This window comes from Pseudomonas sp. FP2338 (assembly GCF_030687515.1).
Classification (GTDB): Bacteria; Pseudomonadota; Gammaproteobacteria; order Pseudomonadales; family Pseudomonadaceae; genus Aquipseudomonas; species Aquipseudomonas salomonii.
In genome coordinates, this window is sequence record NZ_CP117436.1 from 2,264,996 (window position 1) to 2,286,514 (window position 21,519).

23 protein-coding genes and 2 pseudogenes are annotated in these 21,519 nt (G+C 59.8%); 14 read left to right on the forward strand and 11 right to left on the reverse strand.

The window, feature by feature from the left end; genetic code table 11:
- Window positions 1-17: 17 nt before the first annotated feature.
- Window positions 18-791: pseudogene (locus tag PSH96_RS29560) on the forward strand (cache domain-containing protein); the annotation flags it as partial.
- A gap of 315 nt (window positions 792-1,106) precedes the next feature.
- A pseudogene (locus tag PSH96_RS29565) lies at window positions 1,107-1,697 on the forward strand (methyl-accepting chemotaxis protein); the annotation flags it as partial.
- Between the two features lie 65 nt (window positions 1,698-1,762).
- Here PSH96_RS29565 and yegQ read toward each other — a convergent pair.
- Window positions 1,763-3,076, reverse strand: coding sequence for a tRNA 5-hydroxyuridine modification protein YegQ (gene yegQ, locus PSH96_RS10385; protein WP_305459031.1), 1,314 nt, complete (start codon window positions 3,074-3,076; stop codon window positions 1,763-1,765).
- A gap of 173 nt (window positions 3,077-3,249) precedes the next feature.
- Between yegQ and PSH96_RS10390 the strand changes: the two genes are divergently transcribed.
- Both PSH96_RS10390 and PSH96_RS10395 read left to right on the forward strand, forming a co-directional pair.
- Window positions 3,250-3,789, forward strand: a complete 540-nt coding sequence (locus tag PSH96_RS10390; protein ID WP_305459033.1) for a thioredoxin family protein — start codon at window positions 3,250-3,252, stop codon at window positions 3,787-3,789.
- Window positions 3,790-3,882: 93 nt separating this feature from the next.
- Entirely contained in the window at window positions 3,883-4,950 is a 1,068-nt protein-coding gene (locus PSH96_RS10395; RefSeq protein WP_305459035.1) for an AI-2E family transporter, read from the forward strand.
- Between the two features lie 17 nt (window positions 4,951-4,967).
- Here PSH96_RS10395 and PSH96_RS10400 read toward each other — a convergent pair whose 3' ends face one another.
- The 3 genes from PSH96_RS10400 to PSH96_RS10410 all read right to left on the reverse strand — a co-directional run bounded on the left by PSH96_RS10400 (window position 4,968) and on the right by PSH96_RS10410 (window position 6,047).
- Window positions 4,968-5,150: a hypothetical protein gene (locus PSH96_RS10400; protein WP_305459036.1), complete on the reverse strand. Its 183-nt coding sequence runs from the start codon at window positions 5,148-5,150 to the stop codon at window positions 4,968-4,970.
- A 91-nt stretch (window positions 5,151-5,241) separates the two neighbouring features.
- A complete protein-coding gene (locus tag PSH96_RS10405; protein WP_010211349.1) occupies window positions 5,242-5,436 on the reverse strand; it encodes a hypothetical protein in 195 nt (64 codons plus the stop codon).
- A 257-nt stretch (window positions 5,437-5,693) separates the two neighbouring features.
- The gene (locus tag PSH96_RS10410; protein ID WP_017135284.1) at window positions 5,694-6,047 is read right to left on the reverse strand and encodes a hypothetical protein; all 354 of its coding nucleotides are present in this window, start codon (window positions 6,045-6,047) and stop codon (window positions 5,694-5,696) included.
- Between the two features lie 156 nt (window positions 6,048-6,203).
- On the opposite strand from PSH96_RS10410, the gene PSH96_RS10415 reads away from it, so the two are divergent.
- The gene (locus PSH96_RS10415; RefSeq protein WP_305459039.1) at window positions 6,204-7,022 is read left to right on the forward strand and encodes a shikimate 5-dehydrogenase; all 819 of its coding nucleotides are present in this window, start codon (window positions 6,204-6,206) and stop codon (window positions 7,020-7,022) included.
- A 120-nt stretch (window positions 7,023-7,142) separates the two neighbouring features.
- On the opposite strand, the gene PSH96_RS10420 is transcribed toward PSH96_RS10415, so the two are convergent.
- Window positions 7,143-7,793, reverse strand: coding sequence for a YceH family protein (locus PSH96_RS10420; RefSeq protein WP_305459040.1), 651 nt, complete (start codon window positions 7,791-7,793; stop codon window positions 7,143-7,145).
- Between the two features lie 116 nt (window positions 7,794-7,909).
- On the opposite strand from PSH96_RS10420, the gene PSH96_RS10425 reads away from it, so the two are divergent.
- The gene (locus PSH96_RS10425; protein WP_053255427.1) at window positions 7,910-8,419 is read left to right on the forward strand and encodes a DUF1993 family protein; all 510 of its coding nucleotides are present in this window, start codon (window positions 7,910-7,912) and stop codon (window positions 8,417-8,419) included.
- A gap of 67 nt (window positions 8,420-8,486) precedes the next feature.
- On the opposite strand, the gene sstT is transcribed toward PSH96_RS10425, so the two are convergent.
- A complete protein-coding gene (sstT, locus tag PSH96_RS10430; protein ID WP_305459042.1) occupies window positions 8,487-9,707 on the reverse strand; it encodes a serine/threonine transporter SstT in 1,221 nt (406 codons plus the stop codon).
- Between the two features lie 241 nt (window positions 9,708-9,948).
- On the opposite strand from sstT, the gene PSH96_RS10435 reads away from it, so the two are divergent.
- On the forward strand, window positions 9,949-11,103 hold the full coding sequence (locus PSH96_RS10435) for an MFS transporter (RefSeq protein WP_305459044.1): 1,155 nt from the start codon (window positions 9,949-9,951) through the stop codon (window positions 11,101-11,103).
- Window positions 11,104-11,204: 101 nt separating this feature from the next.
- Here the strand turns inward: PSH96_RS10435 and nhaR are convergent, their stop codons facing one another.
- A complete protein-coding gene (gene nhaR / locus PSH96_RS10440) occupies window positions 11,205-12,107 on the reverse strand; it encodes a transcriptional activator NhaR (RefSeq protein ID WP_065912365.1) in 903 nt (300 codons plus the stop codon).
- A gap of 134 nt (window positions 12,108-12,241) precedes the next feature.
- Between nhaR and PSH96_RS10445 the strand changes: the two genes are divergently transcribed.
- From PSH96_RS10445 to mnmH, 4 genes are all read left to right on the forward strand, one after another.
- Complete coding sequence (locus tag PSH96_RS10445; RefSeq protein ID WP_305459046.1) at window positions 12,242-12,493, forward strand: hypothetical protein; 252 nt, start codon at window positions 12,242-12,244, stop codon at window positions 12,491-12,493.
- Between the two features lie 28 nt (window positions 12,494-12,521).
- Window positions 12,522-13,271, forward strand: a complete 750-nt coding sequence (locus tag PSH96_RS10450) for a TerC family protein (RefSeq protein WP_305459048.1) — start codon at window positions 12,522-12,524, stop codon at window positions 13,269-13,271.
- Between the two features lie 93 nt (window positions 13,272-13,364).
- Complete coding sequence (selD, locus tag PSH96_RS10455) at window positions 13,365-14,399, forward strand: selenide, water dikinase SelD (protein WP_305459050.1); 1,035 nt, start codon at window positions 13,365-13,367, stop codon at window positions 14,397-14,399.
- Complete coding sequence (mnmH, locus tag PSH96_RS10460; protein ID WP_305459052.1) at window positions 14,399-15,502, forward strand: tRNA 2-selenouridine(34) synthase MnmH; 1,104 nt, start codon at window positions 14,399-14,401, stop codon at window positions 15,500-15,502. The genes selD and mnmH overlap by 1 nt, the downstream gene beginning before the upstream one ends.
- Before the next feature lie 118 nt (window positions 15,503-15,620).
- On the opposite strand, the gene PSH96_RS10465 is transcribed toward mnmH, so the two are convergent.
- On the reverse strand, window positions 15,621-16,676 hold the full coding sequence (locus PSH96_RS10465) for a permease (protein WP_305459054.1): 1,056 nt from the start codon (window positions 16,674-16,676) through the stop codon (window positions 15,621-15,623).
- A 177-nt stretch (window positions 16,677-16,853) separates the two neighbouring features.
- Entirely contained in the window at window positions 16,854-17,555 is a 702-nt protein-coding gene (locus PSH96_RS10470; RefSeq protein WP_305459056.1) for a histidine phosphatase family protein, read from the reverse strand.
- A 252-nt stretch (window positions 17,556-17,807) separates the two neighbouring features.
- Between PSH96_RS10470 and PSH96_RS10475 the strand changes: the two genes are divergently transcribed.
- From PSH96_RS10475 to hemB, 3 genes are all read left to right on the forward strand, one after another.
- Window positions 17,808-18,506: a glutathione S-transferase N-terminal domain-containing protein gene (locus tag PSH96_RS10475; RefSeq protein ID WP_058420871.1), complete on the forward strand. Its 699-nt coding sequence runs from the start codon at window positions 17,808-17,810 to the stop codon at window positions 18,504-18,506.
- Between the two features lie 3 nt (window positions 18,507-18,509).
- Window positions 18,510-19,352: a PhzF family phenazine biosynthesis protein gene (locus PSH96_RS10480; RefSeq protein WP_305459058.1), complete on the forward strand. Its 843-nt coding sequence runs from the start codon at window positions 18,510-18,512 to the stop codon at window positions 19,350-19,352.
- A 114-nt stretch (window positions 19,353-19,466) separates the two neighbouring features.
- Complete coding sequence (gene hemB / locus PSH96_RS10485; protein ID WP_305459060.1) at window positions 19,467-20,441, forward strand: porphobilinogen synthase; 975 nt, start codon at window positions 19,467-19,469, stop codon at window positions 20,439-20,441.
- Window positions 20,442-20,516: 75 nt separating this feature from the next.
- Here the strand turns inward: hemB and PSH96_RS10490 are convergent, their stop codons facing one another.
- A complete protein-coding gene (locus PSH96_RS10490; RefSeq protein ID WP_305459062.1) occupies window positions 20,517-20,930 on the reverse strand; it encodes a hypothetical protein in 414 nt (137 codons plus the stop codon).
- Between the two features lie 207 nt (window positions 20,931-21,137).
- Window positions 21,138-21,518, reverse strand: coding sequence for a hypothetical protein (locus PSH96_RS10495; RefSeq protein WP_305459064.1), 381 nt, complete (start codon window positions 21,516-21,518; stop codon window positions 21,138-21,140).
- Between the last annotated feature and the right edge of the window lies 1 nt (window position 21,519).

Sequence of the window (21,519 nt, forward strand, 5' to 3'; positions counted from 1 at the left end):
AATAAGAGAGAAAAGCCATGCGTCTGAGTTTGAAGGCCAAAGTCCTGTCCCTGGCCGTCGTGCCGGTGTTGTTGTTTGCCGTGGTCATCAGCCTGACCACGGTGTGGATCCTGCAGGGCCAGGCGCGCAATGAGGTGGACGAAACCCGCCAGCGCCTGCTCAATGACGCCAAGGCCACCCTGCAAGGGTATGTGGAAGTGGCGATGACCACCATCAAGCCGCTCTACGACGCGGCCGCCCCCGGCGACACGGCGGCGCGGGCGCAGGTGGTCAAGCTGCTGTCCAACACGGCTTACGGCAAGGACGGCTACTTCTTCGGCTACGACTCCGAGACCATCCGCCTGTTCAAGGGCAACAGCCCCGACGGCGTGGGCAAGAGTTTCAAGGACAACCGTGACCCCAACGGTGTCTACGTCAACCGCGATCTGGTCAAGGTCGGCAAGGACGGCACCCACTACCTGCAATACAGCTCGACCCAGCCCGGCCAGACCGAGCTGGTGCCCAAGCTAGGCTACACCGAGTACCTGCCCAAGTGGGACATGGTGATTGGTACGTCGGTGAACCTCGATGGCATCGAAGCCCAGGTGGCGGTGGTCGAGGCCAAGGTCGAAAAACGCATGGAAGGCGTGCTGCTGAGCATCCTCGGCGTGGCGGTGGTGGTGCTGTTGGTGATTGCAGCGGTGGGCATGCTGGTGGCCAATACCATCTTGCGCCCACTGAACCTGATGAAAGCCAACCTTGACGATATCGCCGCGGGCGAGGGCGACTTGACCCGCCGCCTGGCCATCACCAGCCAGGATGAGCTGGGGGAATTGGCCGGCGCGTTCAACCGCTTCGTCGACAAGATCCACGGCCTGGTGCGTCAGATCACCGAAATGACCGCGCAACTTACCGGGCTGGTCAGCCAGGTGTCCGAGCAGGCCCAGCGCTCGGAAACCGCCATGGAACGCCAGCGTCACGAGACCGATCAGGTGGCGACTGCGATCAACCAAATGTCCTCGGCGGCCCACGAAGTGGCACGCAGTGCGCAAGGCGCCGCCGTCGCCGCGCAACAGACCGACGCCGAAGGCCAGGCCGCCAAGCGGGTGGTGGACGGCAGCATCGCGCAGATCCATGCACTGGTGAATGACATTCGCAGCAGCGGCGTGTCCCTCGACAGCTTGCAGCAGGACGTGTCGTCGATTGTCAGCGTGCTCGGCGTGATCCGCTCGATTGCCGAACAAACCAACCTGCTGGCCCTCAACGCCGCCATCGAAGCCGCACGCGCAGGCGAAGCCGGGCGGGGTTTTGCGGTGGTCGCCGACGAAGTGCGTGCGCTGGCCAGCCGCACTCAAACCAGCACTCAGGAAATCCAGGGCATGATCGACCGCCTGCAAAAAGGCACGGTTGCCGCTGTGGATGCCATGCGCCGCTCCAGCGATGCCGGTGATGGCACCTCGGCCCAGGCCAACCAAGCCGGCGCGTCGCTGGACACCATGGCGCAGTTGATCGGCACCATTAACTCGATGAACGCGCAAATCGCCAGCGCCGCCGAAGAGCAGACCGCCGTGGCCGAAGAGATCAACCGCAGCGTGCATCAGATTGCCGTGGCGGTAGACAGCGTGGCTGATGAAACCCAGTTGGGCGCGCAAACCTCGCGTAGCCTGGCGGACCTGGGCCAGCGCCTGGGGCAGTTGGTGGGGCAGTTCAGGATCTGATCAACCCTGGCCTCAGCGTATGTTTGCCTAGTGCTAATACGCATAGGCCTGTCACCGCCCCTGCGTTAGACGTCACGCATCAGCAGGCCGAAGCGCAGGTCCATGTCGCTCGGCAGTGGCACATACACCGTGTGCCCATCCCCGGGCGCCACGTCTATGGCCTCGCCCTTGGCGTTGTGCAGGTTGGCGAGGTCAAAGTGAAAGTTGCCGGCCGGTGTCATCAATTCCAGATGATTGCCCACGGCAAAGCGGTTCTTCACCTTGACCTCGGCCAGCTCGCCCCGGCGCTCGCCGGTCAATTCGCCGACAAACTGCTGGCGCTCCGACACCGAGCTGCCGTTCTGGTAGTTCTGGTATTCGTCGTGTACATGGCGACGCAGGAAACCTTCGGTGTAGCCACGTTGGGCCAGGGACTCGAGATTGGTCATCAGGTTGCGGTCAAACGCACGGCCCGCCACCGCATCGTCAATGGCCTGGCGATACACCTGGGTGGTGCGCGCGCAATAGAAGTGTGATTTGGTGCGGCCCTCGATCTTCAGCGAATGCACGCCCATGTGCGTCAGGCGCTCCACGTGCTGCACGGCGCGCAGGTCCTTGGCGTTCATGATGTAAGTGCCGTGTTCGTCTTCGAAGGCGGGCATCTGCTCATCCGGGCGGTTGGCTTCTTGCAGCAAAAACACCTGGTCGGTCGGCGCACCGATACCCAAGGTCGGTTCACAGTGTTGGACGATATCGCCCGTGGTGTTCTCCACCGCCGGCGTGGCCGAGTATTTCCAGCGGCACGCGTTGGTGCAGGTGCCTTGGTTGGCATCGCGCTTGTTCATATAGCCGGACAACAAGCAGCGCCCGGAATAGGCCATGCACAGGGCGCCATGCACAAACACTTCCAGCTCCATGGCGGGCACCTGTTGGCGGATTTCGCCGATTTCTTCCAGTGACAACTCTCGCGACAGGATCACCCGGCCGATACCTTGCTGCTGCCAGAACTCGACGCTGGCCCAGTTCACTGTATTGGCCTGCACTGACAAGTGAATCGGCATGCACGGGAAGTGACGGCGTACCAGCATGATCAAGCCCGGGTCGGACATGATCAGCGCGTCCGGGCCCATGGCGATCACCGGGGCCAAATCCTTGAGGAAGGTCTTGAGCTTGGCATTGTGCGGGGCAATGTTGACCACCACGTAGAAACGCTTGCTCAGTGCATGCGCCTCCTGGATGCCGAGCGCGAGGTTGGCGTGGTCGAACTCGTTATTGCGCACCCGCAGGCTGTAGCGCGGCTGGCCGGCGTAGACCGCATCGGCGCCGTAGGCGAAGGCATAACGCATGTTTTTCAGGGTGCCGGCGGGGGCGAGCAGTTCGGGGGCAATCACGGGGGGCATGGGCTCAGGTCGCAAAAGGTCGGGAGGGTAAGGGAGCTGGCCTGAGCTTTTATTGATCCAGGTCGGGCTTTTGCCGGTTTTGTATCGCCGTGTATCGGTGGCTGCTGCCCGACACAGGCGAGATACCTCGCAGGGTTCCAATAGGCACTCTGCGACTCGACAAGGTAATCACCATGCGACCTATCACGTTCCTGTTTGGCATGCTGCTGCTGGCTTTTGCCCTGGCCGCCAGTTGGGTAGCCAGTGGCGAGAGCAAACACCCTGACGCCGCCATGCCCTCACTGGCGGGGGCGGTCGAATGGCTTAATTCGCCGCCCCTGAGCCTTGAAGCGCTCAAAGGCAAAGTGGTGCTGGTGGATTTCTGGACCTATGACTGCATCAACTGCCGGCGCGCGCTGCCCTACGTCAATACCTGGGCCAAACGCTATGAACAGGACGGTTTGGTGGTGATTGGCGTGCACACCCCCGAATACGCGTTTGAGCACATCCCGGCCAATGTCAAAGAGCAGGTGCGCAAGCTGGGCATCGGCTACCCGGTGGCCATCGACAATAACTACGCGATCTGGCGCAGCTTCGATAACCAGGTTTGGCCGGCCCACTACCTGATCGATGCCAAGGGGCAGGTGCGTTACAGCCACTTCGGCGAGGGACGCTACGACGCTCAGGAGCAGGCGATCCAGGCACTGTTGACCGAGGCCAAGACGATTCAATAAGGCGGTCTATGCTTGAAGGGCACTCCCAGGTTTTGCCGCGGACTAAGCAACAGGCCCGCTGAAGGCCCTCTGCTTTTCTGACATGGACCGGACATGAACCAAACCAACCTTCAATTCAAAACCCTGCTGTTATTGCTGGTCCTGGTGACCATCGCCTTTATCTGGATATTGCTGCCGTTCTACGGCGCGGTGTTCTGGGCGGTCATCCTTGGCATCATCTTCGCCCCGATGCAGCGGCGCCTGCAGCAACGCTTCAGCTGGAACCGCAACCTGACATCGCTGGCGACTCTGACGGTTTGCCTGGTGATTGCGATTCTGCCGGTGATCATCACCAGCGTGCTGCTGGTGCAAGAGGGCGCCACCCTCTACAAAAATATAGAAAGCGGTCAGTTGGACGTGGCGGGCTATATCGAACAGTTCAAGAACTTCCTGCCGCCGTACTTCCAGCACCTGCTCGACCGCTTCGGCATGGGCAACCTGGAGGGCCTGCGGGAAAAAATCGTCAAGAGCGCGATGCAGGGCAGCCAGTTCTTTGCCACCCAGGCGTTCAGCTTCGGCCAGGGCACGTTTGATTTCCTGGTGAGCTTTTTCATCATGCTGTACCTGCTGTTTTTCCTGCTGCGTGACGGCCCGGAACTGGTGCGCAAAGTACGTACGGCGGTGCCGTTGGCCGAGCCGCAAAAGCGCCGGTTACAACTCAAGTTCAATCGGGTGGTGCGCGCCACGGTCAAGGGCAACGTGCTGGTCGCCGTGACCCAGGGTGCGCTGGGCGGTTTGATCTTCTGGTTCCTGGACATTCCCAGCGCGTTGCTCTGGGCGGTATTGATGGCGTTTCTGTCGTTGTTGCCGGCGGTCGGCGCAGGGATTGTATGGGGGCCGGTGGCGGCCTACTTCCTGTTGAGCGGCTCGATCTGGCAGGGCGTGGTACTGGGCTTGTTCGGCGTGTTCGTGATCGGGCTGGTGGACAATGTATTGCGCCCGATCCTGGTGGGCAAAGACACCAAGATGCCGGATTACCTGATCCTGATCTCGACCTTGGGCGGCCTGTCGGTGTTTGGCTTGAATGGCTTTGTGATCGGGCCGCTGGTGGCGGCGCTGTTTATGTCCAGCTGGGCGTTGTTCGTCGAAAGCAAGCCGCGGGTCAAGCTGCCATTGCCTTAGTTTTCAGGCCAGAGGCTTCAGGCATGGAGCCTGAAGTTCGACGCCTGCTGTTGCTGTTGTTGCGCAGCGGACAGCGAGGTGAGCGGGCCGCTGATGGTTTCGCCATCGCGTACCACATACCAGCAGGCCAACAACCCAAGCTCCCGGAGTGGGGCGGGGACGGCACTGCCGACAACGGACATGATTTGAACAGTGGGCATAGGGACCTCCAATGGCTATGGGGGTCACCTTACGGGCTGATAGCGCGTAGGAAAAATCACCCATCTCGATAGTCAACATTAACGCCAGGCGTCAATCGACCACTTGATCGAGCATGTTCACCACTTCCTGTTCGCTGAGCAGGCCTTTGCGTACCAGGTTTTCTGCCAGCAGCGCGAGAAATTTTGCGCTGCGGTGGCCCTCAAGGTGCTTGAGTTCGGTGAGTGCGCTGTAGACCTTGCTGGACGTGCACAGGCCGGCGGTGCGGTGCGGGTTTTGCGTGGGCATGTTCAGTCGTCCTTAATTGTTATTGGGTGGACCGCTCGATAGTGAGACCGTTGGGTTACGCAAACATGACAGCGCAGGCTCAGGTCTTGCAAGCGGACATTTGACTGTCATGATGTGGGATTGCGGCTCGAGCATTGTCCTCATAGCGACCTTGGCATGATAAAACCGGGCTTTTCAGGCAACGCTCAGGCAAAACCCAGGCAAAAAAAAGACCCCGCGTGTGGGCGAGGCCTGTTCATTTCCAGCGTGACTGCGTATTACCAGCCGCGGCCATAATAACCGTGGGGAGGGCCGTAGTAGCCGCGCGGTGGGCCGTAATAGACCGGCGCCGGGCGGTAGTAAACCCGCTGTTGCACATACACCGGCGGTGGCGGTGCGTAGTAGACCGGCGGCGGCGCGGCATACACCGGTTGCGGCTGGACATACACCGGTTGCTGCACGTAGACCGGCTGGGATTGGCTGGCAACTACGGAGCCGACAACGGCTGCGCCGATCAAACCACCCAATATGGCCGGGCCACCCCAACCACCACCGTGGGCGGAGGCTTGGCCTGCCATAGCGAGTGCGCCGATAAGCAAGGCGATTTTGGGGATTTTACGAATCATGGTCATTCCTCGGTTAGCCCCTGCGCTTGTGGTCTGCAATCAATAGACTCAAGGATTGTCGCGGGGATACTTTTAAGACAACGTATTTCTGAAAAACAGCACCGCCGCTAGGTAAAGGTTGTGTAAGGTCTGTACCGATTTGCTTACTCAAAGGAGTTTTCCATGCAGATGCACCCCAACAAGGACACCCAACTGTGCATGTCATTGTCGGCGCGCCCGGGGAATTTTGGCTTGCGATTTCACAACCATCTGTACGAACAACTGGGGCTGAATTTCTACTATAAAGCCTTCAGCAGCCAGGATTTGCCCGGTGCGATCGGCGGAATCCGGGCGCTGGGCATCCGTGGTTGCGGGGTGTCCATGCCGTTTAAGGAAGCCAGCATCGCCCTGGTGGATGAGCTGGACGCTTCGGTCAAGGCCATCACCTCGCTCAACACCATCGTCAACACCGACGGGCATCTCAAGGCCTACAACACCGACTACATTGCGGTGGCACAATTGCTGAAAAAGCACGCGGTGCCTAAAGACTCGACCTTTGCCCTGCGTGGCAGCGGCGGTATGGGCAAGGCGGTGGCCAGTGCCCTGCGTGACGGCGGTTATGCCAACGGCGTGATTGTGGCGCGCAATGAAGCGGCGGGCCGGGCGTTGGCGCAGAGCCTGGGGTATGAATGGCGAGCAGAACTGGGCGAGTTGCGCCCGCAGATGCTGGTCAACGTGACGCCGATCGGCATGACCGGCGGGGCAGAAGCGGACCAGTTGGCCTTTGACGCCGACGCTGTGGACGCTGCTGAGACTGTGTTCGATGTGGTGGCGATCCCCGCAGAAACGCCGTTGATCCTGCGCGGACGTGCCCAGGGCAAACGGGTGATTACCGGGTTGGAAGTGATCGCGATCCAGGCGTTGGAGCAGTTTGTGTTGTACACCGGTGTGCGGCCGACGCAAGAGCAGTTTGAGGCGGCGGTGGCCTTTGCCCGAACCTGAAGCGCTGCGCAGATCCAAATGTGGGAGCGGGCTTGCCCGCGATGAGGGCGTGTCAGCCGCCTTATACATCACTGACCCACCGCAATCGCGGGCAAGCCCGCTCCCACATTTTTAATCGGGTTAAGCCTGTTCCAACTGGGCCAGGCGCTCTTCCAGCGCTGCAATCCTGGCTTCAAGCTCCTCAATACGCTCCACCGAAACCCCGCCGGCCGAACGCTCCACCGGGCTCCCGCGTGCCGCGATAATCGCCTCAATATCCGCCGGATCCCCCAACGCATGGGTATAGCGGTCTTCCCGTTGCCCCGCCTGGCGCGGCACCAGCACGGCCAGCCCGCGTGCAATCAGGCGTTCGAGCTGGTGCACGACCTGTTCGGCGTCTTCAAAATCATGCATGCGCCCGCTACGGGTCAGCAGTTCGTTGACGGTCTGCGGCCCACGCAAAAATAGCAGCCCGATCAAAATCACCTGGGCCGGCACCAGCTCCAGCGCCTTGTCCACACGGTGCTCCCAGCGGTCGGCGCGGCTGCCCATGACCAGGCGGGTAAAACCTTGGCCCTCGAGCACCCGCAGGCTCTGGCCGACCTGGCCCTGGCTCAAGTTGGTCACAGGTTCCCGGCTGGTCTTCTGGTTGCAGGCCAGCACCAGCGCATTGAGCGTGAGCGGATAGGTTTCCGGGTTGGTCGCCTGTTTTTCGATCAGGCAGCCTAGGATGCGGATTTCCGTGCTGTTCAGGCGTGGCTCAGCAATGTCGGTGTCGTGCTCGGCAGTCATCGCGCTTTCCCTATGCAGTGAAGCTCACTAGCCTAATCCTGAAAAAATAAAAGACAAGCCGCAGGCATGGCTATAATCGCCGCTGGTTCAAACCCTGCCATTACCGTGAGACTGTCATGACTATTTCCCTGTACGCCGCTTCCATCCCGGTCTTCAAGCAAATGCTCAACGCCCTGAGCGATGTACTGAACAAAGCCGAAGCCCACGCTACCGCCAAGAACATCGAACCCAATGCCTTGCTGCAAGCGCGTCTGTTCCCGGACATGTTCCAGCTGGTGCGCCAGGTGCAGATCGCCGTCGACTTCGCCAAGGGTGTTTCCGCGCGCCTGGCCGAAATCGAAGTGCCGAAGTACGAAGACAGCGAAGTGACCTTCGCCGACCTGCAAGCGCTGATCGCCAAGGTGCTGGCATTTGTCGACACCATCAAGCCTGAGCAAATCGATGGCAAGGAAGGCATCGAAATCATCACCCGCCCAGGCACGCCGAAAGAGAAGCGCTTCAGCGGCCAGTCCTACCTGCTGACCTACGGCCTGCCGCAGTTCTTCTTCCACGTCACCACTGCTTACGCTTTGCTGCGCCATAACGGTGTGGAAGTGGGCAAGCGCGATTACATGGGCGCGTTCTAAGCATCCAGATACAAAAAAGCCCGGGGTCGTTCTTGTCGAACGCCCCGGGCTTTTTTACGCCTTGTGTTTAAGCCGTTTGCTCTTCCTTGCCCAGGCAAGCGGCTGCCGTGAACAGCACATCGGTGGACGAGTTGAGCGCGGTTTCCGCCGAATCCTGCAGCACACCGATGATGAAGCCCACGGCCACCACCTGCATGGCGATCTCGCTGGGAATGCCGAACAGGCTGCACGCCAAGGGAATCAGCAGCAACGAGCCACCGGCCACACCCGACGCGCCGCAGGCGCATACCGCCGCGACTACGCTGAGCAGCACGGCGGTTGGCATGTCCACGGCAATACCGAGCGTGTGCACGGCGGCCAGGGTCAACACGGTGATGGTAATCGCCGCGCCGGCCATATTGATGGTGGCGCCCAGCGGGATCGACACCGAATAGGTGTCTTCATGCAGGCCCAGGCGTTTGCTCAGCGCCAGGTTCACCGGGATATTCGCCGCCGAACTGCGCGTGAAGAACGCGGTGATCCCGCTTTCGCGCAAGCACATCAGCACCAGCGGATAAGGGTTGCGGCGCAGCTTCCAGAACACGATGGCCGGGTTGATCACCAGCGCGACGAACAGCATGCAGCCGATCAGCACCACCAGCAGGTGGGCATAACCGAGCAGGGCGCCGAAACCTGAGGTGGCCAGGGTCGAGGCCACCAGGCCGAAGATGCCCAGCGGCGCAAAGCGGATGACCACGCGCACGATCAAGGTGACGCCGTTGGACAGGTCGTCCAGCACCGTGCGAGTGGCAACACCTGCATGGCGAATCGCGATGCCCATGCCGATGGCCCAGGCCAGAATGCCGATGAAGTTGGCATTCATCAGCGCGCTTACGGGGTTATCCACCACGCTCAGCAGCAGGCTTTGCAGCACTTCGCCGATGCCACCGGGGGCGCTGACGGTGGCGTCATGGGTGGCCAGCACCAAAGACGACGGGAACAGCATGCTGGCAACCACCGCGACGACGGCAGCGGCAAAGGTGCCGAGCAGGTACAGGAACAGGATTGGCTTGATATGGGTTTCCTGGCCATGTTTATGGTTGGCGATAGACGCCATGACCAATACAAACACCAGAATCGGTGCAACGGCTTTCAGCGCGGTGACGAACACCTTGCCGATAAACCCGGTGGCACGTGCCGCCTCGGGCAAGAACAGGGCGAGCAGGATACCGGCCAGCAGGCCGATGACAATTTGGGTGACCAGGCTGACGCGCATCAGTCGTTGCAGCAGGGAAGGGGCAGCAGTCATAAACAGTTGTCTCTAGTTTTTTTAGTAGGACGCAGCATTGCAGGCAGATAGCGCCGTAGGAAGCAGGCCCAAAGTCTAACATGCTGTAGGAAGCGTCCCATTCGGTGCGGCATTCCGTCACCCGCACCTGTAGGGTTTGGCCAGGCCAAGACATATTCTGTTAAGATTGCCGCTTCTCATCTTTCCTCTCTGTCAGCGAGCCCTTCGGGCTGTCGTTGATGTCGTCGTTTCTGGAGTTTTCATGTTGTTCCCTATCCTGCTGCTGTCGGCCGCCGGTTTTACCGTGCTGACCACAGAATTCATCATTGTCGGGCTGCTGCCGTCGATCGCCCGCGACCTGAACGTCAGCGTGTCCCAGGCCGGGTTACTGGTGACGTTGTTCGCGTTTACCGTGGCGGCGTTCGGACCGTTCCTGACGGCATACTTCGCTCGGTTCCAGCGCAAGCGCCTGTTTATCTGCATCCTGATCATGTTTGCGCTGGCTAATACCGTGGCGGCATTGGCGCCGAATATCTGGATCATGGCCTTGGCGCGCTTGATTCCGGCGTTGGGCTTGCCGGTGTTTTGGGCCTTGGCGAGTGAAACGGCGGTGGATATCGTCGGGCCGGAATTTGCCGGCCGGGCCATTGAAAAAATCGGCTTCGGGATTGTCTGCGCCACGGTGTTCGGCATTCCGGTAGGCACCTTGATTTCCGATATGTTCGGCTGGCGCACCGCGTTTGCCATTCTCGCCGTGGTCGCGTTGGCCAAGGCCTTGCTGCTGTTTATCTACCTGCCGGTGACCACACCCAAGAACGATCAGGTGAGCCTGCGCTCGCAGTTCAAGCTCCTGCGCAACCCGTTGATGCAGGGCCATATCCTGCTGTCGGTCCTGGTGTTCAGTGGGATGTTTACCGCATACACCTACCTGGCGGACATCCTCGAACGCCTGGCCGGCTTCGACGGCACGCTGGTGGGCTGGTGCCTGATGGGCTTTGGCGCGGTCGGCCTGATCGGCAACGCCCTTGGCGGGCGGGCAGTGGACCGTCACCCGCTGATTGCGTCCATGGTGTTCTGCGGGTTCATGATCGCCGGCATGGTCGCGGTGGTCCCGGCGATTCACTCCAGCATTGGCCTGGCAGCGGCGATGGCGGTGTGGGGCGTGACCCAGGCGGCGATGTTTCTGGTCAGCCATGTGCGCCTGATGAAGGCCGCGCCCCATGCCCCGGCGTTTGCCGCGTCATTGAACATCGCCGGGGCCAATCTGGGGATTGGCCTGGGAGCAATGGTGGGTGGGCATGTGATCGACACCCTGGGCCTTGCCAGCCTGGGCTTTGCGGCGTCCGGGTTTATCCTGGTGTCGATTTTGCTGGCGCTGTGGTTGATGACCGCGAAACCTCTGGCTGCCCGCGTCTGATCCCTGTGGTGGGCGGGCTTGCTCGCGAAGAGGGAGTGTCAGTCACTGGATATATTGACTGGCCCACCGCATTCGCGAGCAAACCTGCTCCCACCTGTCCGTCAGGGCAGGGCGGTAAACAGTTCGCGCCGCGCCCCTTCGGTAATCGCCACGATGCCGGGGTGCTTGATCTTGCGTTCCACCGAGATCGCGTAGAACGACTCGGTGACCGCATCGGTCTGGCCGATCAGCGCCACGCCATACTGGCGCACCACCTCATCGGCGATCACGCTGGGGGCGATAAATATCCCGCTGCCCGACTGCCCAAACGCCTGCATCAACGCGCTGTCGTCGAACTCACCGATGATCCTCGGCTGGATCTGCTGCTCGGCAAACCAGCGCTGCAAGCGGCTGCGCACCACCGTCTCCGCACCCGGAATCAATAACGGCGCGCCCTGCAGGCAGTGTGGGAAATCGCCGCCGTATTGGTCAGCCAGCGCCTGAGTGGCAAAAAAGCTGATGCCGCATTCCCCGAGTTTCTGGCTGTAACCTTTGATGTCCAAATGCGTGGGCATCGGGCTGTCGGAGATCACCAGGTCCAGGCGCTGGATCGCCAGGTCGGCCAATAACCGTTCGAGTTTGTCTTCACGGCAGGTGATGCGCATCGGCTCGCTCAGCTCCATGGTCGGCGCGATCAGCCGGTAAACGATGGATTTGGGCACCACATCCGCGACCCCGACCCGAAACAGGATCTGCTGTTCGTCGGGTGCTGCGCGCAACATGGCTTCCAGCTCGTTACCGGTCTGGAACATCTGCTCGGCGTAGGGCAGGGCCCGTCGCCCGGCTTCGGTGAGTTCCAATTGGCGACCGACGCGTTGAAACAGCGCGATACCAAAGGTCTGCTCCAGCAGGCTGATCTGGCCGCTGATGGTCTGGGGCGTGAGGTTCAGCTGCTCACAGGCGCGCACAATACTGCCGGTCTTGGCCACCACCCAGAAGTAATGCAACTGACGGTAATTGAGCATGGCGGTCTACACTTCGTAAAAATCGAAGTATACGTGAGAAAAATACGAATTTTACTGAACTGTTCAGCTGCATAGAATGCCTCGCTATCGAGGGGCCACTATTTGGACCCAATGGTTCTAACGAGGAATACATGATGAAACTCAATTCCCTGGGCGCGGCGTCCGTCCTTGCGCTTTCATTGGTGATGATCAGCGGCTGTGATCAAGTTGAAAAGAGCGCGCAGCAGGTGCTGGGCAAAGCCACCGAATCGGCCAAGCAAGCCATCGATGACACCCACAAGGCCGCCGAGCAGGCATTGAGTGAAGCGACCCAAGGTCTGATCCAGCCTGAAAAAGACGCTGAGCAGGCCGAAAAACAATCTGAAACCGAGCGTAAAGAAGCTTAATTTCCCAGCACAACGTCAGGACTGACTTATGGACTACCTTTTACAACTGGCCGCCAGCCCGACCGCCTGGGTCGCACTGGCCACCTTGATCGTCATGGAAATCGTGCTGGGCATCGACAACCTGATCTTCATCTCGATCCTCACCAACAAGCTGCCCGAAAAACACCGGGCCAAAGCGCGGCGTATCGGCATCAGCATGGCGTTGATCCTGCGTCTGGGCCTGTTGAGCACCATCGCGTTTATCGTGCAGTTGACGGCGCCGGTGTTCGAGATCTTCGGTCAGGCGTTCTCCTGGAAAGACATGATCCTGATCGCCGGTGGCCTGTTCCTGGTGTGGAAGGCCACCACCGAGATCCACCACAGCATGGATCCGGAGCCCGAGGACAAGGCCTCCGTCAGCAACACCGTGGCCATCGGCTTTGCCGCCGCGATTGGGCAGATCCTGTTGCTCGACCTGGTGTTCTCCATCGACAGCATCATTACCGCCGTGGGCATGACCGAGCACTTGCCGATCATGATCATCGCCGTAGTCGTCTCGGTGATCGTGATGTTGGTGGCGGCTGAACCATTGGCCAAGTTCATCAACGACAACCCGACCGTGGTGATGCTGGCCCTGGGCTTCTTGATCATGATCGGCATGACGCTGATCGCCGAAGGCTTCGGTGCCCATGTGCCAAAAGGCTACGTGTATGCGGCCATGGCGTTCTCGGCGGCGATCGAATGCTTGAACATTGCCCGACGTAACCGCCACAAACGCTTGCTCGCAGCCCGCCAGTAAGCGCTGAACCCAAAAGCCGGCTGCGCTCACAAGAGCCCAGCCGGCTTTTTGCTGTCTGTTAGAATCGGCCCACTTGTTACCTTGAGGTCCACCATGAACGAGCCGATTCGCCTCACCCAGTACAGCCACGGCGCGGGTTGTGGCTGCAAGATTTCGCCCCAGGTGCTGGAAGTGATCCTTGCCGGCAGCGGCGCACAGAACCTCGACCCCAACCTGTGGGTGGGCAACGCCTCGCGCGACGATGCGGCGGTGTACGCCATCGATGACGAGCGTGGCGTGGTCTCCACCACCGACTTTTTCATGCCGATTGTCGATGATCCGTTCGACTTCGGCCGTATTGCCGCCACCAACGCCATCAGTGACATTTACGCCATGGGCGGCGACCCGCTGATGGCCATTGCGATTCTGGGTTGGCCAGTGAATGTGCTGGCGCCGGAAGTCGCCCGCGAAGTGATCCGTGGCGGCCGCTCGGTGTGCGACGCCGCCGGCATTCCACTGGCAGGCGGGCACTCCATCGACGCGCCGGAGCCGATCTTTGGCCTGGCCGTGACCGGCATCGTGCAAAAGCGCCATATGAAGCGCAACGACACCGCCACCGCGGGTTGCAAGCTGTACCTGACCAAACCGCTGGGCATCGGCATCCTTACCACCGCCGAGAAAAAGGGCAAATTGCGCGAGGCGGATATCGGCCTGGCCCGTGACTGGATGTGCACGCTCAACAAGCCTGGCAGCCGTTTTGGCAAGTTGGCCGGCGTAACGGCCATGACCGATGTGACCGGTTTCGGTCTGTTGGGGCATCTGGTGGAAATGGCTGACGGCAGTGGTCTCACGGCCCGCATCGAATACGCAAAGGTCCCACTCCTGCCTGGGATCGAGGACTATCTGGACCAGGGCTGCATGCCCGGTGGCACCTTGCGCAATTTCGACAGCTATTCAAGCAAGCTCGGGCGTCTGCAGGAGCTGCACAAGCGCGTGTTGTGCGACCCCCAGACCAGCGGCGGCCTGCTGATCGCCGTCACCCCGGAAGGCGACGCCGAATTTCACACCGTCGCCTCCGAACTGGGCCTGAACCTTGAGCCGATCGGCGCACTGGTTGAGCGACAGACCCACGCGGTAGAGGTGTTTTGATGGCAACTGACATCACCGACTACCGCGACATCTTCCTCAATGACCGGCCGATGATGGATACCCGCGCGCCGATCGAGTTCACCAAGGGCGCGTTCCCTGGCGTGGTCAACCTGCCGCTGATGACCGACGACGAACGCCAGCGGGTCGGCACCTGCTACAAACAGCAAGGCCAGCAAGCGGCCATCGTGCTGGGCCATGAGTTGGTGTCCGGGGCCATCAAGGCCGAGCGCATCGAGCATTGGGCGCAGTTCGCCCAGGCCAACCCCGACGGCTATCTGTACTGCTTTCGCGGCGGGCTGCGGTCGCAGATCGTGCAGCAATGGTTGAAGACCGAGGCGGGTATCGACTATCCGCGTGTTGGCGGTGGTTATAAGGCCATGCGTACCTTTCTGCTGGGGACCCTGGAGCAGGCGACCGCCGAGTGTGATTTTGTCTTGCTCGGCGGCATGACCGGCACCGGCAAGACCGAGGTGTTGGGCCAGTTGCGCAATGCCCTGGACCTTGAAGGGCACGCCAACCATCGCGGCTCCAGCTTCGGCAAGCGCGCCACGGCGCAACCGTCCAACATCGACTTTGAAAACCGCCTGGCGGTCGACCTGCTGAAGAAGCGCGCGGGTGGTATCGAACAGTTTGTGGTCGAGGACGAGAGCCGCATGATCGGCAGCTGTGCTTTGCCGTTGCCGTTGCACAAGGGCATGCAGACCTTCCCGATGGTGTGGCTGCAAGACAGTGTTGAAGGCCGCGTCGAACGGATTTTGCGCGAATACGTGGTTGATCTTTGCGCCGAATTTATCCAGGTGTTTGGCGACAGCGGGCAGGCCTTGTTCGCCGAGCGCCTGACCCAGAGCCTGGCCAACATCCACAAGCGCCTGGGTGGTGAGCGCTTCCAGCGCTTGCAGGCCATTTTGCAGGAAGCCTTGGCAGAGCAGGCGCGCAGCGGTGCGGTGGATTTGCACCGGGTGTGGATCGAAGGCTTGTTGCGCGAGTATTACGACCCGATGTATGCGTTCCAGCGTGAAAGCAAAGGCGCGCGGATCGAGTTTGCCGGGGAGCAGGGCGCGGTGGTGGAGTACTTGCGCGAGCGGGGTGCCAGGCGGGGGTGATGCGGTGGGTTTGAGGGCCTCATCGCAGGCAAGCCAGCTCCCACATTTGACTGCATTCACAGATCAGCATGTGGGAGCTGGCTTGCCTGCGATTAGGCCCTAAGCCCCACAACAAAGCCTAAAGAATCACCGCCCCGATCAACCCACACACCACCCCCACCAGCATGGTCAGCCCAGCCACTGTCACCAGCACCCGCGCGTCGAAATCCTTGCGCAGCATCAACAGCGACGGCAGGCTCACGCTGGGCAAGGTCATCAGCAATGCCACGGCCGGGCCGGTGCCCATGCCCAATGTCATCATGGTTTGTACGATAGGAATCTCGGCTGCCGTAGGAATGACGAACAGCGTGCCGACGATGGCCAGCGGTACCAGCCACACCAGGCTGTTGGCCATGGCGCCGTCGACATGGGGAAACAGCCACACCCGTGCGGCGCCCAGAATCAGCACGGCGACGATATAGATCGGGATCGTGCTCCAGAACAGCTGCCACAGAGTCTGCAGCCACCGACTCAAAAATGGCTGCGACTCGGTCTGGCTCACCTCAGCCACGGCGTCCAATGCCGCTTCCGGCACGTGATCGGGGCGGGCAATGCGTTGTGCAACCAGCGACACGCCCACCACCAGCACAACCCCCGCCACCAGCCGCAGCGCAGTAAAGCCCCAGCCGAGTACGAAGCCCATGAACACTAACGTTGCCGGGTTCAGCACCGGGTTGGCGATCCAGAAGGCCAGCGCCGCGCCCACCGACACCTGCTGACGGCGCATGCCCGCTGCCACCGGGGCCGCGCAGCAACTGCACATCATCCCCGGCAAGGCGAACAGCCCGCCACGCACGGTCGAACCCAGCCCGGCGCGGCCGAACAGGCGCAGCAACCAGTCACGGGGGATCAACACTTGCAGCAGCGAACCCAGAATCACCGCCAGCACGGCTGCTTTCCAGATCGCCAGGAAATACACCTGGGCATAGGCCAGTGCCGCGGCCAAGGGTGAGCTTTGCTGATCGTTGAGTATCGAGGCGCCGATGCTGTGGTTATCCGCAGCGACAAAGGCCTTGAGGTAGTAGGGCGACCACTTCACGTAATAGAGGCCGATGCAGGCCACCAACACGAACAGCGCTGGTTTCCACCAGAACGACCAGCCCCGGTTGGGCTGGGTGGAGATGAGGTTGGGCATGGTGCAGGTCCGCAGATGATTCAATAGCGGGGCATCATACGCGCCTACCACCGATCGTTCCCACGCTCCTGCGTGGGAATGCAGGCTGAGACGCTCTGCGTCGTGACGCTGGCCCCAACACCTTGAGCGTCACGGAGTGAATTCCTACGCGGGAGCGTAGGCTCTATCGGCAGGGTTTCAAATATCCGCGCTCACTTGGGTTGCATCCGGGCATGTCTGCTGGCCGTTATCCAGGCCTTGCTTGTAGTTGCGGCTCAGCAGTGAAGCCTTGCCGTTATGCCAGGTCAGCGTCAGTACATAGAGCGTGTCGTAATCGCCGCCCGACCAATCGTCGGTGATGGTGTGTTTTTCACCCGAGGCTTCACTGGCCACCCGGTTGATCAGCTCCGGCAGATAGCCGTGGGACCAGGCGGTGTAGATGATTGAGTTGTGGTACTTGTCTTCCACCAGTTCATCGGCGAGGTCGTGGGTGTCATTGGCGGAGTACTTGATGTTCACCGGCAGGCCAAGCTTGATGGCGCTGGGGCTGATGGTCATCAGGGGCCGAATGTAGCTGTAGGAATTGTCCTGCTCGCCTTCCTCGACATTGCGCGTCGGGTCGGGCGCAAACACGTAATTGGCCTTGCCGAATTTTTCCGGCAGCACGGTGGCCAGGTTCATTGCGCGATTCAGGCCCTGGCAATTGAGCTGGCCGAGGCCGCCGACGGGTTTTTCGCCGTGGCGCAGGAACACCAGGGTTTGCACACCGTCCACCGGCGCGGCGCGGCTGATTCGAGACTCCAGAGTCAGGCCGATGGCGCCGCCCACCAGCGACAGCGGCAACATGATGTAGGCATAACGTTTAAGACGTTGCGCAAGGCACAGAGGCTTGATTGTCATTGTAGGTTCGAGTCTTCAGTGCAGCGATTAAGGCGGGCAAGCCTGGCCCCAGCGACGCATCCGGCGTGCTGCGGTTTAACCTGTGATTGTTACGGGGTGTCTTCCTTTCACCGTCATGGCGCAGTTAAGAGTGTGAATCGGCTCTTTGGTTCGCCTGCGCGCACCATAGCGCGGCTATGTTGCGCAATGATGACCCATGCAGGACGGCGTGCAGGTGGCTATCATGGGGACTTTGAGCCTGGGGACTTCCCGATGAACGCACTCGCCGCTTTCCCGATCAACAGCAAATGGCCCGCCCAGCACCCGGAGCGCTTGCAGCTGTATTCGCTGCCCACGCCCAATGGGGTCAAGGTGTCGATCATGCTGGAGGAACTGGGGCTGCCTTATGAAGCACACAAGGTCAGTTTCGAGACCCAGGACCAGTTGTCGCCGGAGTTCATGTCCCTGAACCCCAACAACAAGATTCCCGCGATCATCGACCCCAATGGCCCGAGCGGCCAGCCGCTGGCGTTGTTCGAGTCCGGCGCGATCCTGATTTACCTGGCGGAAAAAACCAGCCAGTTGCTCTCCGAAGACCCGGCCACCCGTTACGAAACCCTGCAGTGGCTGATGTTTCAGATGGCCGGTATCGGTCCGATGTTCGGCCAGGTCGGGTTCTTCAACAAGTTCGCCGGCAAAGCATACGAAGACAAACGTCCGCGTGACCGCTACGCCGCCGAATCTCGGCGTTTGCTCGGCGTGCTGGAAAAACACTTGCTGGGTCGCACCTGGATCATGGGTGATGAATACAGCATCGCCGACATTGCCACCTTTCCGTGGATCCGCAATTTGATCGGGTTTTACGAGTCCGGTGACCTGGTCGGCATCGCTGATTTCCCTAATGTGCTGCGTGCACTGGACGGTTTTGTCGCCCGCCCGGCGGTGATGCGCGGTCTGAGTATTCCGAGCTAAGACATGCCGACTTTCGATTTCAAGCAACTGGATGTGTTCAGCCGTGTTTCGCTCAAGGGCAACCCCCTGGCGGTCGTGCTCGGCGCCGATAGCCTCACGGACCAGCAAATGGCCGACTTCGCCAACTGGACCAACCTCAGCGAGACCACGTTTTTGCTGACGCCGCGTGATCCACGGGCGGATTACCGAGTAAGAATTTTCACCACGCTTAAAGAGCTACCGTTTGCCGGGCACCCGACATTGGGCAGCTGCCATGCGTGGCTGCAGGCAGGCGGCGTGCCCAAAGGCGAGGAGATTATCCAGGAGTGCGAAATCGGCCTGGTGCGTGTCCGACGTCAAGGCGATGAACTGGCCTTTATTGCACCACCGTTGTTGCGCATGGGGCCGGTGGACGCGCCCTTGCTGGAGCGCGTGCGCCTGGGGTTGGGCCTGGCGCCTGAAGCCATTGTGCGCAGCCAGTGGGTGGATAACGGCGCTGGCTGGTTGGCGGTGATGCTGGCCGACCGCGATCAAGTGTTGGCCTTGCAGCCCGATTACTCGCAATTGCACGGCTTGGCCATTGGCGTCATCGCACTCTGTGACCCGGCGCGTGACGAGGTGGACAGCCATTTTGAAGTGCGCGCTTTTATCGCCGGTGACGGCGCCCAGGAAGACCCGGCCACCGGCAGCTTGAATGCCGGTGTTGCCCAATGGTTGCTGGCCGAAGGCCTTGCGCCCGAGCGGTATGTGGTCAGCCAGGGCACCGCGATTGGGCGCGCCGGGCGGATTCGCGTAGAGCGCCAGGGCGATGAAATCTGGGTGGGCGGCGCAGTGGCGGCGTGTATCGAAGGGCGAGTCCAGCTCTAGATCAATATATTGTTACGACCCACGCAATACACTATTGGTCCCCAGGCGTTTGTGCTGCGGGGGCCATGGGGCATAAGCTTTTGCCCAAATATTCTGATGCTATCCAGGAAAGCCATGACCAGCCAGTTCCCCCAAGCCCGTCCTCGCCGCCTGCGCCGCTCCCCGGAGCTGCGTGGCCTGTTCCAGGAAACCGAATTCACCCTCAACGACCTGGTACTGCCGATTTTTGTCGAAGAAGAAATCGACGACTTTGTGCCGATTACCAGCATGCCGGGCGTGGTGCGTATTCCTGAGAAAAAACTGGCCGGTGAAATCGAGCGTTATGCCCGTGCCGGGATCAAGTCGGTGATGACCTTCGGCGTGTCCCACCACCTGGACGCCAACGGCAGCGACACCTGGAAAGAGCGCGGCCTGGTCTCGCGCATGTCCTCAATCATCAAGGATGCTGTGCCGAACATGATCGTGATGTCCGACACCTGCTTCTGCGAATACACCGACCACGGCCACTGCGGCGTGATGCACGGCGCCCACGTCGACAACGATGCGACCCTGGTCAACCTCGGCAAACAAGCCGTGGCCGCCGCCCGTGCCGGCGCCGATGTCATCGCACCGTCGGCCGCCATGGACGGCCAGGTCCAGGCCATCCGCCGCGCCTTGGATGACGCGGGTTTCACCCATATCCCGATCATGGCCTACTCCACCAAATTCGCCTCGGCCCTCTACGGCCCGTTCCGCGAAGCCGGCGGCAGCGCCCTCAAAGGCGACCGCAAAAGCTACCAGATGAACCCAATGAACCGCCGCGAAGCCGTGCGCGAATCCCTGCTCGACGAACAGGAAGGCGCCGATGCGCTGATGGTCAAACCGGCTGGCGCCTACCTCGACATCATCCGCGACATTCGCGAAGCCTCACGCTTGCCGGTGGCGGCGTATCAGGTAAGTGGCGAATACGCGATGATCAAGTTTGGCGCCCAGGCAGGGGCAATTGATGAGGCGCGGGTGGTGCGCGAGACGTTGGGGTCGATCAAGCGGGCAGGCGCGGATTTGATTTTTACGTATTTTGCGATGGATCTGGCGTTGGCTGGGATCTGATTTTGTTTGGTGGGCCTGTGGCGAGTGAGGTTGCTCGTCACAGGAGCAGTGCTCTTGGATGTTTTGCGATCACGCTCAGTTGAATTTTTCATAGTCTTGTGCACCCAATGATGCGAGCCATTTTTTAAAGAAGTCGATTTGTTCTTTTGGATCGTTCGTTAGGTTTTCTTCCTCGTAATCAAAGATGTGAACTATATCTTTTCTGGTGGCTTGTTTGCCTAAGGTTATTTCGTAAGCAACAAGTCCTGCACTCATTTGAGATGCCATTCTTGAAGGCATTACATTTAATTTTGCGCCTTTGCATAAGAAGGTCATATGGGGGAAGTCGGCTCTGACTTTTGCGAGGCAAACGTAAATATCCCTTCCCTCATAAATTTTCTTGAAGTTTTCTGCTTCTGAAAATTTCATGATGAGTTTTCTTGTGTCAAACTTTACTGTTGTTTCTATTTTTTTATCATTTATCAGTATGTTTATTTTTTTCGTTTCCATATTTTTTCTGTTTGGGGTTGGGTTGAGTGGGTTTCATGGCCTTCATTGGGTTTTATTGGCATGGAAGCTAGAGTGCCTGCTGTGTATATTTTGTGGTGAATGAAAGTTCTTTTTTATTTTGGGGAGGGATTCTGATCCTAAAATTTCGAGGTGAGGTCACTGGCCTGTGGCTAGAAAGGTTGCTCGTCACAGGTTTTCACTCAGCACCTACAGCGATTCAGACCATTTTGTGCGGTATGCAATCTGTTCGTTGATGTCGTTTGTTAGTTCATTTTCATCATAATCAAATATACGAACAAGCTTTGCATCCGGATCGCCTAGTTTTGTTTCGTAAGCCACCACTCCACTAGACATTTGTGATGCCATTGCTGAAGGATACACGTTGACCTTTGCTCCTTTGCAGAGAAATTTTATGTCATTAAAGTCTTTTCTCATTAAGCCGAAACACATATAGATGTCAATGTCGGTGTAAGTTTTTTTTACGCCGTTAGAAAATGTTATCGAGAGTGTTGCTGTTTTTCTGTCATATTCGATGGTCGCATTTTCGCGAATCGAATTTTTTATTATGGTTATCTCTAATTCTTTCATT